This is a genomic window from Roseomonas sp. GC11 (assembly GCF_024437745.1).
Lineage (GTDB): Bacteria > Pseudomonadota > Alphaproteobacteria > Acetobacterales > Acetobacteraceae > Pseudoroseomonas.
The window spans coordinates 19,408-35,580 of record NZ_JANFNY010000051.1 but is presented as its reverse complement, the minus strand read 5'-3'; the positions used below and the strand labels follow the sequence as shown (position 1 = coordinate 35,580).

At 70.9% G+C, this 16,173-nt stretch carries 18 protein-coding genes; 12 read left to right on the top strand and 6 right to left on the bottom strand.

Translation table 11 applies throughout. The features are described from left to right. The first annotated feature begins 213 nt into the window (after nucleotides 1-213). The 3 genes from NON00_RS15975 to NON00_RS15965 all read left to right on the top strand — a co-directional run bounded on the left by NON00_RS15975 (nucleotide 214) and on the right by NON00_RS15965 (nucleotide 3,145). Complete coding sequence (locus NON00_RS15975) at nucleotides 214-1,884, top strand: glycosyltransferase family 39 protein (RefSeq protein ID WP_256022906.1); 1,671 nt, start codon at nucleotides 214-216, stop codon at nucleotides 1,882-1,884. Further along, nucleotides 1,881-2,486, top strand: coding sequence for a DedA family protein (locus NON00_RS15970; protein WP_256022905.1), 606 nt, complete (start codon nucleotides 1,881-1,883; stop codon nucleotides 2,484-2,486). The genes NON00_RS15975 and NON00_RS15970 overlap by 4 nt, the downstream gene beginning before the upstream one ends. Nucleotides 2,487-2,785: 299 nt before the next feature. Beyond that, a complete protein-coding gene (locus NON00_RS15965; RefSeq protein WP_256022904.1) occupies nucleotides 2,786-3,145 on the top strand; it encodes a hypothetical protein in 360 nt (119 codons plus the stop codon). A 91-nt stretch (nucleotides 3,146-3,236) separates the two neighbouring features. Here NON00_RS15965 and NON00_RS15960 read toward each other — a convergent pair whose 3' ends face one another. Both NON00_RS15960 and NON00_RS15955 read right to left on the bottom strand, forming a co-directional pair. After that, nucleotides 3,237-3,398 carry a DUF1328 domain-containing protein gene (locus tag NON00_RS15960; protein WP_256022903.1) on the bottom strand — a complete coding sequence of 54 codons (162 nt, stop codon included), beginning with the start codon at nucleotides 3,396-3,398 and terminating at the stop codon, nucleotides 3,237-3,239. An 88-nt stretch (nucleotides 3,399-3,486) separates the two neighbouring features. Next, nucleotides 3,487-4,212 carry a response regulator gene (locus NON00_RS15955; protein WP_256022900.1) on the bottom strand — a complete coding sequence of 242 codons (726 nt, stop codon included), beginning with the start codon at nucleotides 4,210-4,212 and terminating at the stop codon, nucleotides 3,487-3,489. A gap of 56 nt (nucleotides 4,213-4,268) precedes the next feature. Here NON00_RS15955 and NON00_RS15950 point away from each other — a divergent pair, with 56 nt between their 5' ends. From NON00_RS15950 to NON00_RS15920, 7 genes are all read left to right on the top strand, one after another. Then, the gene (locus tag NON00_RS15950) at nucleotides 4,269-4,829 is read left to right on the top strand and encodes a sigma-70 family RNA polymerase sigma factor (RefSeq protein ID WP_256022897.1); all 561 of its coding nucleotides are present in this window, start codon (nucleotides 4,269-4,271) and stop codon (nucleotides 4,827-4,829) included. A 136-nt stretch (nucleotides 4,830-4,965) separates the two neighbouring features. Further along, on the top strand, nucleotides 4,966-5,697 hold the full coding sequence (locus tag NON00_RS15945; protein WP_256022894.1) for a sigma-70 family RNA polymerase sigma factor: 732 nt from the start codon (nucleotides 4,966-4,968) through the stop codon (nucleotides 5,695-5,697). Further along, nucleotides 5,697-5,915 (top strand): NepR family anti-sigma factor, encoded by a 219-nt coding sequence (locus tag NON00_RS15940; protein WP_256022892.1) that lies wholly within the window; start codon nucleotides 5,697-5,699, stop codon nucleotides 5,913-5,915. The genes NON00_RS15945 and NON00_RS15940 overlap by 1 nt, the downstream gene beginning before the upstream one ends. 200 nt (nucleotides 5,916-6,115) lie before the next feature. Next, nucleotides 6,116-7,783 (top strand): sensor histidine kinase, encoded by a 1,668-nt coding sequence (locus tag NON00_RS15935; RefSeq protein ID WP_256022890.1) that lies wholly within the window; start codon nucleotides 6,116-6,118, stop codon nucleotides 7,781-7,783. 75 nt (nucleotides 7,784-7,858) lie between these two features. Continuing rightward, nucleotides 7,859-8,050, top strand: coding sequence for a hypothetical protein (locus tag NON00_RS15930; protein WP_256022886.1), 192 nt, complete (start codon nucleotides 7,859-7,861; stop codon nucleotides 8,048-8,050). Nucleotides 8,051-8,076: 26 nt separating this feature from the next. Continuing rightward, the gene (locus NON00_RS15925) at nucleotides 8,077-8,346 is read left to right on the top strand and encodes a hypothetical protein (RefSeq protein WP_256022883.1); all 270 of its coding nucleotides are present in this window, start codon (nucleotides 8,077-8,079) and stop codon (nucleotides 8,344-8,346) included. 4 nt (nucleotides 8,347-8,350) lie between these two features. Continuing rightward, nucleotides 8,351-8,767, top strand: a complete 417-nt coding sequence (locus tag NON00_RS15920; RefSeq protein WP_256022879.1) for a hypothetical protein — start codon at nucleotides 8,351-8,353, stop codon at nucleotides 8,765-8,767. A gap of 107 nt (nucleotides 8,768-8,874) precedes the next feature. Here the strand turns inward: NON00_RS15920 and NON00_RS15915 are convergent, their stop codons facing one another. Further along, nucleotides 8,875-9,348 carry a MarR family transcriptional regulator gene (locus tag NON00_RS15915; RefSeq protein WP_256022876.1) on the bottom strand — a complete coding sequence of 158 codons (474 nt, stop codon included), beginning with the start codon at nucleotides 9,346-9,348 and terminating at the stop codon, nucleotides 8,875-8,877. Between the two features lie 99 nt (nucleotides 9,349-9,447). Further along, a complete protein-coding gene (locus NON00_RS15910; RefSeq protein ID WP_256022873.1) occupies nucleotides 9,448-9,840 on the bottom strand; it encodes a hypothetical protein in 393 nt (130 codons plus the stop codon). Nucleotides 9,841-10,422: 582 nt separating this feature from the next. On the opposite strand from NON00_RS15910, the gene NON00_RS15905 reads away from it, so the two are divergent. After that, complete coding sequence (locus NON00_RS15905; protein ID WP_256022871.1) at nucleotides 10,423-12,114, top strand: MFS transporter; 1,692 nt, start codon at nucleotides 10,423-10,425, stop codon at nucleotides 12,112-12,114. 217 nt (nucleotides 12,115-12,331) lie between these two features. Then, nucleotides 12,332-14,218 (top strand): AMP-binding protein, encoded by a 1,887-nt coding sequence (locus NON00_RS15900; RefSeq protein ID WP_256022869.1) that lies wholly within the window; start codon nucleotides 12,332-12,334, stop codon nucleotides 14,216-14,218. A 71-nt stretch (nucleotides 14,219-14,289) separates the two neighbouring features. Here the strand turns inward: NON00_RS15900 and NON00_RS15895 are convergent, their stop codons facing one another. Both NON00_RS15895 and prfB read right to left on the bottom strand, forming a co-directional pair. Beyond that, a complete protein-coding gene (locus NON00_RS15895) occupies nucleotides 14,290-14,859 on the bottom strand; it encodes a DUF1643 domain-containing protein (protein ID WP_256022867.1) in 570 nt (189 codons plus the stop codon). Between the two features lie 69 nt (nucleotides 14,860-14,928). Then, the gene (gene prfB / locus NON00_RS15890; protein ID WP_256022865.1) at nucleotides 14,929-16,059 is read right to left on the bottom strand and encodes a peptide chain release factor 2; all 1,131 of its coding nucleotides are present in this window, start codon (nucleotides 16,057-16,059) and stop codon (nucleotides 14,929-14,931) included. Between the last annotated feature and the right edge of the window lie 114 nt (nucleotides 16,060-16,173).

Here is a 16,173-nt window from a genome sequence, read left to right as displayed (position 1 = left end):
GCTTTCGTCGCGGTCGCCGGCGGGGCGGGCGGGCACGGCGCCGGCACCAGCGGCGGGGCGGGCAGGAACGGGGCGGGCAGGGGCGGAGGCGGCGGGCGGCTTCATCGCCCCTGCTATGGGCCGGAAGCGCCCGCCCTGTCGAGGGAGTGAGGGGGCGCCTTCACGCTTTGTCGCTATACACCCGGCGGCAAAAGGCTCTACAGCCGGCGCGCCATGCCCTTCTCCCTGCCTGACCTGCTCGACCGGCTGCCGGAGGCGCGGCGGCCGCGCCTGTGGCTCGCCCTGCTCTGCCTGGCGCTCTGGCTGCCGGGCTTCGCCACCCTCCCCGCCGGCGACCGCGACGAAAGCCGCTTCGCCCAGGCCAGCCGCCAGATGGTGGAAAGCGGCGACTATGTCCGCATCCGCCTGGGCGAGGAGGAGCGCAACAAGAAGCCCGTGGGCATCCACTGGGCGCAGGCGGCCTCCGTGCATCTGGCCGAGGCGCTGCATCTCGGCGACCGGACGCAGATCTGGCCCTACCGCCTGCCCTCGCTGCTGGGGGCGCTGGCGGCGGTGCTGGCGACCTTCCACTGGGGCCGGGCGCTGGTGGGGCGGCGCGCCGCCTTCGTCGCCGCCGCCATGCTGGCCTGCTCCACCGTGCTGGTGGTGGAGACGCATATCGCCAAGACCGATGCGGCACTGCTCGGCACCGTCGCCATCGCCATGGGGCTGCTGGGGCGGGCCTATCTCGCCCCCGGCAGCTTCACGGCGCGGCAGGCGGGGCTGCTCTGGGCGGTGCTGGGCCTGTCCATCCTGCTGAAGGGGCCGATCGGGCCACTGGTGGCGCTGCTGGCGGTGGCCACGCTGTGCATCGCCGACCGCTCGGCGCGCTGGCTCGGGGCGCTGCGCGCCGGCTGGGGCGTGCCGCTGATGCTGGGCATGGCCGCGCCCTGGTTCATCGCCATCGGCATCGCCACCGAGGGGCGGTTCTTCGCCCAGGCCGTGGGGGGCGACATGCTCTCCAAGGTGAATTCGGGCGAGGAAGCCCATGGCGGCCCGCCGGGCTATTACCTGCTGACCTTCGCGCTCAGCGCCTTTCCGCTGGCCTTCCTGGTGCTGCGCGCCCTGCCCGGCGCGTGGCGGGACCGCATGAACCCGGCCACGCGCTTCCTGCTGGCCTGGGCCGCGCCCTCCTGGCTGATGTTCGAGGCGGTGGCGACCAAGCTGCCCCACTACACCCTGCCCACCTTCCCGGCGCTGATGCTGCTGGGCGCGGCCTGGGCGATGGACCCGCTGCGCCGCCCGGCGCCGCGCTGGCTGCGCGGGCTGGGCCTCGGGCTGCTCGGGCTGGTGGCGCTCGGGCTCGGCGGCGCGGCCGGGGTGCTGCCCTGGCTGGCGGATGGGCGGGTGGACCCGCTGGCGCTGCTCGGCCTGCCGGCGGCGGCGCTGCTGCTCTGGGGCATCTTCACCGCGCTGCGGCGCGGCCAGCCGGGGCAGGCGGCGCTGGCGGGGGCGGTGCTGGCGGTGCCGCTCTATGCCGTGGTGCTGGGTGCCACCCTGCCCCGGCTGGAGGCGCCCTGGGTCGGCCCGCGCCTCGCCGCGCTGGTGGCGGCGGAGCGGCCGGGCCTGGCGGCGGAGCAGCTCGGCGTCGTTGGCTATCACGAGCCCTCGCTGCTCTTCGCCACCGGCGCGCGCACGGCGCTGCTGCGCGATGGCGCGGCGGCGGCCGAGTTCCTGGCCGCGGCGCCGGGCCGCGCCGTGGCGGTGGAGGCGCGCAACCTCGCCGCCTTCGAGGCCGCGGCCAGCGCGCGCGGCCTCGCCCCACGGGTGCTGGGGGAGGTTTCCGGTTTCAACTACACGCGTGGCCGCCGGGTGGTGCTGCGCCTGTTCGGGGGTGCGGCATGATCGAGTGGGTGACGGATCTCGTGGCCAGCGCCGGCCCCGCCGGCGTGATGCTGCTGATGTTCCTGGAGAATGTCTTTCCGCCGATCCCCTCGGAGGTGATCATGCCGCTGGCCGGCTTCGCCGCCGCCGAGGGACGCATGTCCCTCGCCGCCGCCATCCTGGCGGGGGGCGCGGGGACGCTGCTGGGCAATGGCGTGTGGTATGAGGCGGCGCGCGCCATCGGCAGCGCCCGGCTGCGGCCGCTGGCGGCGCGCTATGGCCGCTGGTTCGGCGCCTCCCCGGCGGAAATGGACCGGGCCGAGGCCACGCTGCGCCGCTACGGCCCCATCGCCCTGTTCTTCGGCCGGCTGCTGCCGGCGGTGCGGACGCTGATCTCCGTCCCCGCCGGGCTGGCCCGCATCCCGCGCCCGGTCTTCTACCTGTGGAGCGGCCTCGGCGGGCTGCTCTGGACCAGCCTGCTCGCCGCCGCCGGCTACCTGCTGCGCGACCAGTATGACCAGGTGGAGAATGCGCTGGAGCCTTTCAGCTACATCGTGCTGGGCGGCGTCCTCGGCAGCTACCTCTGGCACCTCTGGCGCAGCCGGCAGCGGGCCAGGGGGTAAGGAAAAGAAGAAGGAAAAGGGTTCTTTTTTGAAAAAAAGAACCAAAAAACTTTTTCAGTTCAGCGATCCGCTGTGACGGGAGACGGCAGCAGCCCGAAAAAAAGCGGCCCGCCGTGACGGGAGACGGCGGCAGCCCGAAAAAAAAGCGGCCCGCCGTGACGGGAGACAGCGGCAGCCTGAAAAAAAAGCGGGAAAGTTGCCGGAAGGATTTGCGCGCGGGGCTGGAACCCTGCGGGGAACAGGGCGTTGAGGCGGCAGGCCGCCCGCATGGCCTTCCCCCCAGTCCAAGGAATTCCCCCATGTTGCGCTCGCGCGAGATCGGTTTCGCCATTCTGGTGTCGGCTGCCCTGCTGGGGCTCGCGGCCTGTTCCTCCGGGCCGGATGGCAGCGCCCCCGCACGCGCCTATGACCGCGCGGCGGGGACCAACACTTCCGGCGCCTATCCCGCCCAGTCGGACGGCACGCGCGCCAACCCGCCCGGCACCGCCGCCACCCGCACGCTGGACCGCGCGGCAGGCACCAATACCTCCGGCGCCTACCCCTCCCAGTCGGACGGCACGCGCGCCAACCCGCCCGGCACCGCCGCCACCCGCAGCTATGACCGGGCGACGGACTCCAACACCTCCGGCGCCTATCCGCAGAACGGCCCGCGCCTCTGACGCGCATCGGGCGGGGGAGAAACTCCCCCGCCCGCTACAGGTCCGGCCCATGACAGGCCCGGCCCACGCAAGGGCCGGAAAGGGCGGGCGGTCAGACCCAGCCGCGCCCCGCCACCAGGGAAACCAGGAACAGCACCAGGAAGATGACGAAGAGGATCTTGGCGATGCCACTGGCCGCCGAGGCCACGCCTGAAAAGCCGAGCACGCCGGCCACCAGGGCCACCACCAGAAAAATCAGCGTCCAGTACAGCATGAGAGCCGTTTCCTTCGGTCCATTGGGGAAAATGCCGGCGTCGCGCGGGCGGCATCGCCCCAGCAACGCCGCGTTTCCCCCGCCGGTTTCAGCCGATCGGAACGGTGGCGGAGACAGCCTGGTAGGTGGCGATGGCCAGGGCCAGCGGCTCGAAGGGCTTGGAGATGACGAAGGCGGGTTCCACCTGCTCCGCCGTCAGCAGCCGCTCCGGATAGGCGGTGACGAAAATGACCGGCACCTGCACCTCGCGCTGGATGCGGTTGACGGCGGAAATGCCATCCCCCCCGGCGCCCAGATTCACATCGGCCAGGATCAGGCGCGGCTTCCTCTCCTGCGCCATCCGCACCGCCTGGGCCTCGCTGGCGGCGACGCCGACGACGCGGTGGCCGCAGGCCTCGACCAGCTGGCGCACATCCATGGCGATGATCGGCTCATCCTCGATCACCAGGATGTCGGTGGCGGCGGCATCGCGCAGGGCGGCGCGGGCCTCGTCCAGCTCGGTCTCCGCCACATCGGTGGTCACGCCCACCACCAGGGCGGCCTCGGCCACCGGCAATTCCTCCAGCGCCGTCAGCAGCAGGAGCTGGCGCGCGCGCGGGGAGAGGCTGGCGCCCATGGCGGGCTCGGCGGGCGGCGGGGCGAGGCGCGTCACCCCGGCATAAAGGGCGAGGCGCGCCGGCAGGGGCGGCAGCCCCTCCCGCAGGGCGGCGGCCACCAGCGCGTCCCCCGCCACCTGGCTGCCACTCAGGGCTCGGGCATAGCGGCGGGCGGGGGGCAGGCTGCGCAGCAGCTCGGCCTGGGTGACGGCGTTCATCGCATGGCCCTCGTCTTCTTCCTCGTTCCCACGGCAGGATCGCGGCTGGATGGAAAATGGCAAGTCACACTGACCCGATCCGCGCCGGGCTTCCGGCCCTGCTGCCGGAACTGCGGGCCTTCGCCCGCTTCCTGGCGCGCGACGCGGCCCAGGCGGACGACCTGGTGCAGGAGGCCGTCCTGCGCGCGCTGCGCGCCGAGGCGCAGTGGGTGCCGGGCACCAGCCTGCGCGCCTGGATGTTCCATATCCTGCGCAATGTCTTCCTGGCGCAGCTGCGCCGCCGCGGCACGGAGCGCCGGGCGCTGGAGCGCCTGCCCCCGCGCGGGGCGCAGCCCGCGGTGCAGGAGGCGCACAGCGCGGTGGGCGACCTCTCCCGCGCGCTCGACACCCTGCCGATGGCGCAGCGGGAGGCACTGATCCTGGTGGGCGCGCATGGCCTTTCGCATGAGGAGGCGGCGGCCGTCTGTGGCGTGCCGGTGGGAACGGTGAAGGCGCGCGTGGCCCGTGCCAGGGCAGCCCTGGCGCGGGGCTGGGCGCCCGGAGAAACCCCGAGGGAGGACCAGGGGGAGAGTGGGGAGGCCGCGCAGGCGGCGGGGGGTGCGGGTGGGGAACATTGATTGCCCCCTGAATCCATCGGGATATGGAAAGGTTTCTTTAATGAATGCATATCAGATATGCATTTATTAACGCCCTTCCCTGCAACCCGCCGCGCCGCTGCGGCATTGGTGGGTCATGCAAGGCGAGCAGAACACCATGAACAGCGTGACCCCGATCGAGGCTGAACCGACCTCCGCCGCCCTGGTGGAAGGCCCCAGCTTTCACGAGCAGCTGGTGGCGCTCCTGCCGCGCCTGCGGGTGCAGGCCGTGTCCATGACGCGCAACCGCGCCGATGCCGATGATCTGGTGCAGGCGGCGGTGAGCAACGCCCTGGCGGCGCAGCACAGCTTCACCCCCGGCACGAATTTCGGCGCCTGGATGTTCCGCATCCTGCGCAACCGCTTCCTCTCGGACATCCGCCGCCGGCGCGACACCTGCGACATGGACCACGCCCCGGCCGAGGCCCTGGCCCGCCCGGCGGCGCAGGAGGACAGCCTGGCGCTGCGCGAGCTGCGCCGCCGCCTGACGGACCTGCCGGAGGATCACCGCACCGCCCTGCTGCTGGTGACGGTGCAGGGCCTTTCCTATGAGGAGGCGGCCCAGGCGATGGGCTGCGCCGTCGGCACGGCCAAGTGCCGCGTCTTCCGCGCCCGCCGCCAGTTGGAAGCCTGGCTGATGGGCGAGAAGCCCGCCCCCCGCCGCCCCGCCGGCAAGGAGAACCGCAAGGAGGCCGGGCAGACCGCGGGCACGAAGATCGCGGCGAAGATCCCGGCGGGGCCGGCCACCCGGCAGGCACAGCAGGCATCTGGTGAGGCGCGCGGGCGCGGTGCTAACCTCCGGGGCCAGGGCTCCGCCGCCGAGGGGCGGGCCATGAACCCGGGACTCTGATGGACGAAAGAGCAGACAAGCGCATGCTGGCGGACCCGGCTGTCGATGCCCCCCGCCCGAGTGTCCGGCCTGCCCGCAAGGGCACGCCTGACGCCGCCTTTGACCTTTGGCTCCAGCGGGGTTTGCACGCGATGTATGACGACATCGCCAAGGAGCCCATCCCGGAGGAATTGCTGCGGCTGATCGAGCAGGACAGGAGCCGGGACGGCAAGCCGTGACCCCCAGCGTGCCACGGCTGGCCCGGGCACCAGAGGCACCGCCAGACACACCAAAGCCCGCACCCGCGCAAGCCCGGCTGGCAGCCCCCACCGGCGAACCATCGGGCGAACCATCGGGCGCACCACACGGCGCACCATCGGGCGCCTCCAGGGACCGGCCGCTCGCCTGGCACCGGCTGCTCCGCGGCGTGCGCGGCCGCATGATGCTCCTGCTCCTGGTGGCCAGCGTGCCCGTCATCGGCATCGCCGGCGCCAATGCCGTCCTCGGCTATGAAGCCGAACTCGCCGCCGGGCGCCGCACCGCCGCCATCCTGGGCGAGGTCGCCGCCGCACGCCACGGCGCCATCCTCGAATATCTGCAGGGCACGCTGACGGGCCTCGCCCGCGAACCGCGCCTGGGCCAGGAAGAAAGCTGCGCCGACCTGCTGCGCGGCCTGCACAGGCTCAACAACGGCCATTACACCAATCTCTGGCTGATCGGCGCCGATGGCACCATCCGGTGCAGCGCCCTCACCCGCCCCGACATGCCGGACATGGCGGAAGACCCCCTCCGGCGCGAGGCCCTGGCCAGCACCGGCATGGTGCTCAGCCCCTTCCGCGCCGGGCGCCTCACCGGCCTGCCCGTGCTCACCGCCGCCCTCGCCCTGCCGGACCGCCAGGGCGTCATCGCCGTCAGCCTGCGGCTGGAGGCCTTCCGCCTCGCCGAAAGCCGCGCCGCCCGCGCCGGCGAGGCCCGCCCGCGCGTCTGGCTGGTGGACCGCGAGGGGCAGGCCCTCTCCCTCACCCCCGGCGCCGCGGCCGATGAATTGCCCTCGCCCGAGCTGCTCGCCACCCTCTCCGGCCGCGGCACGGGGCAGGCGGTGGAAAGCCTCTCCCGCCACGGCGCCGATTTCGCCTATGCCAGCGCCCGGCTGGAAGCGGGGCTCGGCGTGCTGGTCGGCCTGCCCACCGGCACCATCCGCGCCGCCGCCCAGGCCGTGCTGCTGCGCCGCGCGCTGGAACTGGCCGCCTTCCTCCTCGCCTGCCTCCTCGTCATCGTGCTGGGGGCGGATTTCGCCATCGCCCGGCCGCTGCGCGCCCTCGCCGCGCGGGTGCGGCAATGGCGGCCCGGCGCGCCCTTCGGCCCCTCCCCCCGGCGCGGCGAGCCCGACGAGGTCCGCGCCCTGGAACAGGCCTTCGCCGAGGCCGCCCAGGCCCTGGGCGGGCGGGAGGAGGAATTGCGCAACGCCCTGCGCCAGCGCGACCTGCTGATGGCCGAGATCCACCACCGCGTGAAGAACAACCTGCAGATCGTCGCCTCGCTGCTGAACCTCCAGGCCAACCGCCTGCGCGACCCGAAGGCACGCGCCGAATTCGCCACCGCCCGCGACCGCGTCCAGGCCCTCGCCACGCTGCACCGCCACCTCTACACCAACCAGACCTTCGAGGTGATCGCGCTGCGCCCCTTCCTGGAGGAACTGGCCCAGCAGCTTTTCGCGGCCCTGGGCGAGCGGCCGGGCCAGCGCATCCGCCTCACCGTCGAAGCCGATGAGCTGGAGATCATCACCGACCAGGCCGTCTCCCTCGCCCTGCTCATCACCGAGACGGTGACGAACGCCATCAAGCACGGCTTCGCCGATGCCCGCAGCGGGCAGCTCACCATCTCCGTCCGCGGCGAGGGCGAGGAGGTGACGCTGCGCGTCCATGATGACGGGCTGGGCATGCGGCTGGAGGAGGAGGAGAGCGGCAAGGGCATCGGCCTGACGCTGATCCGCGGCTTCGCCCAGCATTTGGGCGGCGAGATCGTCATGCGCCACGAGGCCGGCACCGAGCTTTCGCTCCGCTTCCCCCTCCGCCCCGCCGCGCGGGAGGCCAGCGCGGCGCAGTGAGGGCGCAACCGCCGCCGGGGCTGCGGTGTTGCACCGGGGACGAAGCAAGGAGCCCCCCCGGGGATAGATGTGGACATGCAAAAACTGATGAGGGCGGCACTGCCCGCCCTGCTTCTCGCCCTGCCGCTGGCGGCCTGCAACGAAGGCCCGGCCGAGCGCGCCGGGCGCAACGTGGACAATGCGGCGCAGAACCTGCGCGATACCATTGACCCGCCGCGTGGCCCGGGCGAGCGTCTGGGCCGCAGCCTCGACCGCGCCACCAACTGAGCCAAACCCGCCAGGAGGGCATGAGAATGCGCCGTCTTTCCCAGAGCATCGATACCGGCTCCGTCGAGGAGCGCCTCGCCGATCTGCGCCAGCGACTCGACCAGATCCTGGAGGAGCAGGTCAGCCCCACCCTCTCCCGCGCCGGCGACCGCGCCCAGCAGGCCGCCCGCCATGTCCGCGACACCGCCCGCCGCGAGGCCGGGCAGGTGATGGAGGTGGCGCGCGAACGCCCGCTGGCCACCATCGCCGTGGCCATGGGGGTGGGCTACCTCCTCGCCCGCATGCTGCGGCGCTGATGCGGTGAGGATCCTCCGCCTCGCCAACGCCTCCCTGGAGGCGGAGCGCGTCCGCCTGGGCCTCTTCAGCCGCCGCCTGGCGCTGCGCCTCGCGCTGGGGGCGGTGGGGGCCGTCTTTCTTTGCGCCGCCCTGGCCATGATGCATCTGCTGGCCTGGCTGGCGCTGGAGCCGGCGCTCACCCCGCTCGGCCGCGCCGCCCTGCTGCTCGCCATCGATGCGCTGCTGGCCCTGCTGCTGATCCTCGCCGCCCTGCGCGACCGGCCCAGCACCCAGGAAATCGAGGCCCGCCTGCTGCGCGATGCCGCCCTCGCCCAGGCCCGCGCCAGCCTCAGCCTCGTCAGCCTGCTCGGCGGGCTGGCAGCCTCGCCCTGGATCGGCGTGCTGTTCGGGTTGCTGCGGCGGAAACGAAGGGCAGAGTAAGAAGAGTTCTTTTTTGGAAAAAAGAACCAAAAAACTTTTTCCAGTGTAGCGTCCCGCTATGCCGGGAGACGGCGGCAGCCTGAAAAAAAAGCAGCCTGAAAGAAAAATTAGCCCAGGAGGCGTCTTAAGAGGCGGATCAGCGCCCCGCGCTCTTCCGGCGAGAGCGCCGCCAGGAGTTGCTCATTGGCGCGGCGGCCCTGGGCGACGGCCTCGGCCAGCACCGCCTCCCCCGCCGGGGCGAGGGAGAGGACAACGGTGCGGCGGTCCAGCGGATCGCGCCCCACCTCGACAAGGCCACGGTCCCGCAGCCGGGCGACAACGCCCTGAATGGTCGCCGGGTCCAGCGCCACGGCGCGGCCCAGGGCGTTCTGCGTGGCGCGGCCCAGCTCGGCAAGCTTCAGCAGGGTGGCGAATTGCGTGGAGGTCAGGCCGCCAACCGCGCCCCGGTCCTGGAACAGGGCAGCATGGCGCTGGTGCGCGCGCCGCAGCAGATGGCCCACCGAATGGTCCAGGCTGTAGGGCGGCACGGCCTGGGAAGAGGCTTTGGCCTCCTCCTCGTGCGCGCCTGCTGTCTCCAGCACCAGCGTGGTGTCCTGATCCGAGATGGCCCAACCCTTCCCTTGACGCCGGGCCAGCATTCCCGTTGCGGAAGGGTCCGTCAACCGCTGGCGGAAAGGACGTCAGCCCCGCAGGAAGCGGAGGGCGTGCAGGAGCAGGGCGGCGAGGCCAAGGCCCAGCGCCGCCAGGGCGGTGCGGTCGGCATGCCAGAGCAGGCGCTCGGCCAGGATGGCGGCGAGGCGGCGATGCCCCTCCGCCCCGCGCATCTGGCGTGCGCCCTCCCCGGCGAGGACGGAAAGCTGCCGCCACAGGGCGCCGCCGCGCAGGTCCATATCGGGCGCACGCTGGGCGGCCCCCCAGAGGCCGAGCCAGACGGCGGCGGTGAGCAGCGCGCCACTCTGCAGGGCCAGCGGCGGCTCTGCCGCCAGGCCGGCCATGATCAGGGCGATACCCAATGCCAGACCGCCGAGGACGCGGCGGATCGAGTGGTCAGCCAGAGTGCGGAGCGTATCCATCAAGGCTTCCTTCCCTCCGCATGCTGACGCCCCTCACGCGAAGATGCCAGTTGGTTTTCGCTTTCGCCGTGTCGCCGGCGAGGATTCTGACGCGGGGGGCCGGCCCGCCCACCTGGCGGGCGGGCCGGCCCCCCAGGCAGATATGGGACGAACGGCCCGCCTGCCCAGACGTTGCAGGCAGGCCTGCGCAAGCGGCATGACGCGCCCCAAGGCTAAATGGATTTTTATTCATAAATCACCTCGCCCGGAAGGGCACGACCTGCCTGGGCGGATCGCGGTTTGGCCCTTCTTCAGGAAGGTTCCAAAATCTGGTTCACAATCCGAGATGGATATGAAATCTTCGTCATTGTCTCCCTGTCTGGCTTTCCGCGATTTCACCGCCCGGATGGCAAGGTCACAATCCGGGCGTCGTCACTCTGACATGGCATCAGGCCGGACTGACGGGCTGACGACCGCGCGGCCAAGAAGCGCGGAAGATCAACAAAGAACCGGGGGGAGGCGGCGAACCGCACCTCCCCGGCAGGGCAGGAATGGTTCGAAATGGCATCCGCGATTCCACGAACAGAGGCGGCGACTCGGCCGATGACGCGTGAGGAGAAGCGCGTGATCCTGGCTTCCTCGCTGGGCACCGTCTTCGAGTGGTACGATTTCTACCTCTACGGGTCGCTCGCTGCCTTCATCGCCGCCAAGTTCTTCACCGTGCTTGGTGCGGATGGCAGGCCGATCTTCGACGAGACCACCCGCAACATCTTCGCCCTGCTGGCCTTCGCCGCCGGCTTCCTCGTCCGCCCCTTCGGCGCGCTGGTCTTCGGCCGGCTCGGTGACCTCGTCGGGCGCAAATACACCTTCCTGATCACCATCGTGATCATGGGCGCCTCCACCTTCATCGTCGGTATCCTGCCGGCGGCGGAGCAGATCGGCATCCTCGCCCCCATTGTTCTCATCGTGCTGCGCTGCCTCCAGGGCCTGGCGCTGGGCGGCGAGTATGGCGGCGCCGCCACCTATGTGGCCGAGCACGCGCCGCATGGCCGGCGCGGCTTCTACACCTCCTTCATCCAGATCACGGCGACGGGCGGCCTCTTCCTCTCGCTCATCGTCATCCTGAGCACCCAGGCCATCACCGGCCAGGAAGCCTTCAAGGAATGGGGCTGGCGCGTGCCCTTCCTGGTCTCCATCTTCCTGCTGGCCATTTCCGTCTGGATCCGCACCCAGATGGAGGAAAGCCCGGCCTTCAAGAAGATGAAGGCGGAAGGCACCCACTCCAAGGCGCCGATCTCCGAGGCCTTCGGCCAGTGGAAGAACGCCAAGATCGCCATCTTCGCGCTGCTCGGCCTCGTCGCCGGCCAGGCGGTGGTCTGGTACACGGGTCAGTTCTACGCGCTGTTCTTCCTCGGCTCCGTGCTGAAGGTGGACCCCTACACCACCAACCTGCTGATCGCCTGGGCGCTGCTGCTCGGCTCCGGCGGCTTCGTGGTCTTCGGCTCGCTGTCCGACCGCATCGGCCGCAAGCCCATCATCCTCGGCGGCTGCCTGCTCGCCGCCCTCACCTACTTCCCGCTCTTCAAGCTGATGAGCGCCGAGGCCAACCCGGCCCTGCACGCCGCCCACCAGAACATCTCCGTGGTGGTGCAGGCGGACCCGGCCAACTGCTCCTTCCAGTTCAACCCGACCGGCACGGCGAAGTTCACCAATTCCTGTGACATCGCCAAGGCCGCCCTCGCCCGCCTCTCGGTGAACTACAAGGTCGAGGCCGCCCCGGCCGGCGCCGCCGCCAATGTGGTGGTGGCGGGGACCAGCATCTCCACCAGCCAGCCCAATTTCACCCAGGTGCTGGGCGCGGCCATCACCGCCGCCGGCTACCCGGCCGCCTCCAACGCCTCCGTCGTCAAGGTCAACCACCCGCTCGACATCTTCGGAGAGCAGCAGCTGGTGCTGATCGGCATCCTGACGCTGCTGGTGATCTACGTCACCATGGTCTACGGCCCGATCGCCGCCGCGCTGGTCGAGCTCTTCCCGACCCGCATCCGCTACACCTCCATGTCGCTGCCCTACCACATCGGCAATGGCTGGTTCGGCGGCCTGCTGCCCGCCACCTCCTTCGCCATGATCGCGCAGACCGGCGACGTCTATTTCGGCCTCTGGTACCCGGTGGGCATTGCCCTCTTCACCGTGGTGATCGGCATCTTCTTCGTGCCCGAGACCAAGGACCGCGACATCTTCGCCGATGACGCCGCGGAAACCCCGCAGGGCCAGACCGCCCGCCTGCGCCGCTGATCCGCCCCGCACAACGCGGCGCGACGACCAGAAGGGGGGCCATCAGCCCCCCTTCGTTTTTTTGAAGTATTCTTAAAAATGTTCTTTTTTGAAAAAAAGAACCAAAAAACTTTTTCAGTGCAGCGTCCCACTGCGCCGGGAAACGGCGGCAGCCTGAAAGAAATTTTTCTTCAGAAAAAGAAGATTTCTAAAAACAATAAAAAAAGGAGGTATCGCCATGAGCGAGGGCTACGACACCCTCCACGCCGCCTGGCGGCGCGATCCGGAAGGCTATTGGCTGCGCGCCGCCGCCGGCATCGACTGGTCCACACCGCCCGGCCGCGCCTTCGACGCCGGGGCCGGAATCTATGGCCGCTGGTTCCCGGAGGGCCGGCTCAACCTCTGCCACAACGCGCTGGACCGGCACGTCGCCGCCGGCCGCGGCGGGCAGGACGCGCTGATCTGGGACAGCCCGCTGGCCGGCGCCAAGGCCCGCCTGACCTATGACGCGCTGCTGGACCGCGTCGCCCGCCTCGCCGGCGCCATGGCCGCGCGCGGCATCGGCGTGGGGGACCGTGTTGTCATCTACATGCCGATGGTGCCGGAGGCCGCCTTCGCCATGCTGGCCTGCGCCCGGCTCGGCGCCGTCCACTCCGTCGTCTTCGGCGGCTTCGCGGCGGCCGAACTCGCCGCCCGCATCACCGATGCGGAGCCGAAGCTCATCCTCTCCGCCTCCTGCGGGCTGGAGCCGGGGCGGGTGGTCAAATACAAGCCGCTGCTGGATGCCGCCCTCGGCCTCTCGCCACACCGGCCGGCGGCGGGCTGCCTGGTGCTGCAACGCGAGGCCTGGCGCTGCGACCTCACCCCCGGCCGGGACGAGGATCTCCACGCCGCCATGGACGCCGCCACCCCCCACCCCTGCGTGGACATGGCGGCCACCGATCCGCTCTATATCCTCTACACCAGCGGCACGACCGGGAAGCCCAAGGGCATCCTGCGTGATGGCGGCGGCTATGCCGTGGCGCTGCATCACTCCATGGGGCTGCTCTACGGGCTGAAGGCGGGGGATGTCTGCTGGACGGCCAGCGATGTCGGCTGGGTCGTCGGGCATTCCTACATCGTCTATGGGCCGCTGCTGGCGGGCTGCACCACCCTGCTCTACGAGGGCAAGCCAGTGGGCACGCCGGACGCCGCCGCCTTCTGGCGCGTCTGCGCCGAATACGGGGCCCGGACCCTCTTCACCGCCCCCACCGCCCTGCGCGCCATCAAGAAGGAGGACCCGGAGGGCAAGCTGCTCGCCGGGCATGACCTCTCGAAGCTGGAGGCGCTGTTCCTGGCCGGGGAACGCTGCGACCCGGATACGGCGCTCTGGGCGGCGAAGCTGCTCGGCCGCCCGGTGATCGACCATTGGTGGCAGACGGAAACCGGCTGGTGCATCACCGGCAATTTCCGCGGCGCCGGGCTGTTCCCCATGCGGCCCGGCTCCGGCGGCAAGCCCGCCCCCGGCTATGCGGTGGCGGCGCTGGACGAAACCGGCCACCCCGTACCGCCGGGGCAGACCGGCAGCCTCGCCATCCGCCTGCCCCTGCCGCCGGGCTGCGCCCCCACCCTCTACCGGGCGGATGCACGCTTCCGGGAGGCCTACCTCGCCACCTTTCCCGGCTACTACAACACGGGCGATGCCGGGATGGTGGATGCGGAAGGCTATGTCTGGGTCATGTCCCGCACGGATGACATCATCAATGTCGCCGGGCACCGCCTCTCCACCGGGGCGATGGAGGAAGTTCTGGCCGCCCACCCCGATGTCGCCGAATGCGCGGTGGTGGGGGTGAAGGACGCGCTGAAAGGGCAGGCGCCCCTCGGCCTCGTCGTGCTGAAGGCGGGGGTGGTCAAGGAGGAAGCCGTGCTGGAAGCCGAGTTGGTCGCCCTGGTGCGGGAGCGCATCGGGCCGGTCGCCGCCTTCAAGCGGGCGCGGGTGGTGCAGCGCCTGCCCAAGACACGCTCCGGGAAAATCCTGCGGGCCACGCTGCGGAAACTGGCCGACGGGGAGGAATTCACCGTGCCGGCCACCATCGATGACCCGATGATCCTGGAGGAAATCGGGGAAATTCTTCTGAAAGCCTGAGAAGGAAGAAAGCACCAGGGGGCGCTGCCCCCTGGACCCCCGCCAGGAAGCTGAGCTTCCTGGACCTTCCGTCAGGAGGGCCAGGGCACGGGCAGCGTATCCCCGGCGATGTAGAGCGGGTGGCCGGGCTGGCCGGAGGCGGTGACCTTCAGCGCCTCGGCCCGCAGGCCCTCGGCGGCGAGCATGGCCGCGATCTGCGCCCCGCGCCAGCGCAGCGGCCTGGGCGGCAGGCCCCAGGCGGCGATCACCCGCGCCGCGCGCTTCGACCAGTCGCGGATGGCCTCGTCATTGCCCGGCCCCACCGGGTCCTCCGCCTCCAGCAGCGCGGCGGGCCGGGTGGCGCGCAGCGCGAAGCTGTTGAGCACCACCATGGCGCCGAAGCCCCAGCGCCGGGTGAAATCACGGCAGCGGCGCACGGTGGGGTCGTCCACCTGCTCATCGGCGGTGGAGGGGTTCATCATGATCCAGGCGACGAAGCCCGGGCTGCCGAAGGGCGCCCCGTCCCAGCGCCGTTCCAGGAAGGTGCGGTAGCGCCCGCAGGCCGAGAAGGTCGCCCGGCTGACGACATCCCCCGCCACGACGAGCCGCACCTTACCCCCCGGATCATGCCGGTCCTGCGGCCGCGGAAACAGATCGTCCATACCCCACCCACTGACAGAAAAAGATGAGGGAGGGTCCGGGAGGGAGAATTCCTTCTCCCTCCCGGCCTGTCAGCGCGCCGCGGCGCTGGCCTCCGAGCGGTGCGCGCCCACGCGGGAGGCGAGCGCCGCCGCCATGAAATCATCCAGCTCCCCATCCAGCACCGCGTCGGGGTTGCCCTTCTCGACATTGGTGCGGAGGTCTTTGACGAGCTGATACGGCGCCAGCACATAGGAGCGGATCTGGTGCCCCCAGCCGATATCCGTCTTGCCGGCCTCGGTCGCGGCGGTGGCTTCCTCGCGCTTGCGCAGTTCCAGCTCGTAGAGGCGCGCCTTCAGCATATCCATGGCGATGGCGCGGTTGCGGTGCTGGCTGCGGTCCTGCGTCGAGGCGGCGACGATGCCGGTCGGGATATGCGTGAAGCGCACGCCCGATTCCGTCTTGTTCACGTGCTGGCCGCCGGCGCCAGAGGCGCGGAAGGTGTCCACCTTCAGGTCCGCCGGGTTGATCTCGATCTCGATCTTATCGTCGATCACCGGGAAGACGTAGACACTCGCAAACGAGGTCTGGCGGCGGGCGGCGGCGTCGAAGGGCGAAATCCGCACCAGCCGGTGCACGCCGCTTTCCGTCTTCAGCCAGCCATAGGCGTTCGGCCCGCTCACCTGGATGGTGGCGGATTTGATGCCGGCCTGCTCGCCCTCGCTCTCCTCGGTCAGCGTCACCTTGTAGCCGCGCTTCTCGGCCCAGCGGGAATACATGCGCAGCAGCATCTGCGCCCAGTCCTGCGCCTCGGTGCCGCCGGCGCCGGCATTCACCTCGACGAAGCAGTCCCGCATATCGGCCTCGCCGGAGAGCAGGCTCTCGATCTCGCGGCGCTTGGACTCCTCGGCATAGGCCTGGAGGTCGGCCAGGGCGGCCTCCACCGTGCCCTCATCGCCCTCGGCCTCGGCCAGTTCGATCAGCTCCAGCGCATCGCGGACATTCTGCTCCAGCCGGCGCACGCCCTCGATCTGGTCGGCCAGGCGGTTGCGCTCGCGCATCACGGCCTGGGCCTCGTCCGGCTTCTCCCACAGGGTGGGGTCCTCGGCGCGGGCATTCACCTCGTCCAGGCGGCGCACGGCCACGTCCCAGTCCAGGTGGCGGCGCAGCAGGGCCACGGAATCCTCGATCTGCCCGCGCAGGGCCTCGGCATCAGCTCGCATGACTCATACTCCTCCACGGCGCGGCGGCGGGCAGGGGAAAGGGGAGAAAAATGAGGTCCGGGGGAAGGAATTCCCCCGGGCCCCCTTCTTTTTTCTCTCAGGGCCGGCGGGCGC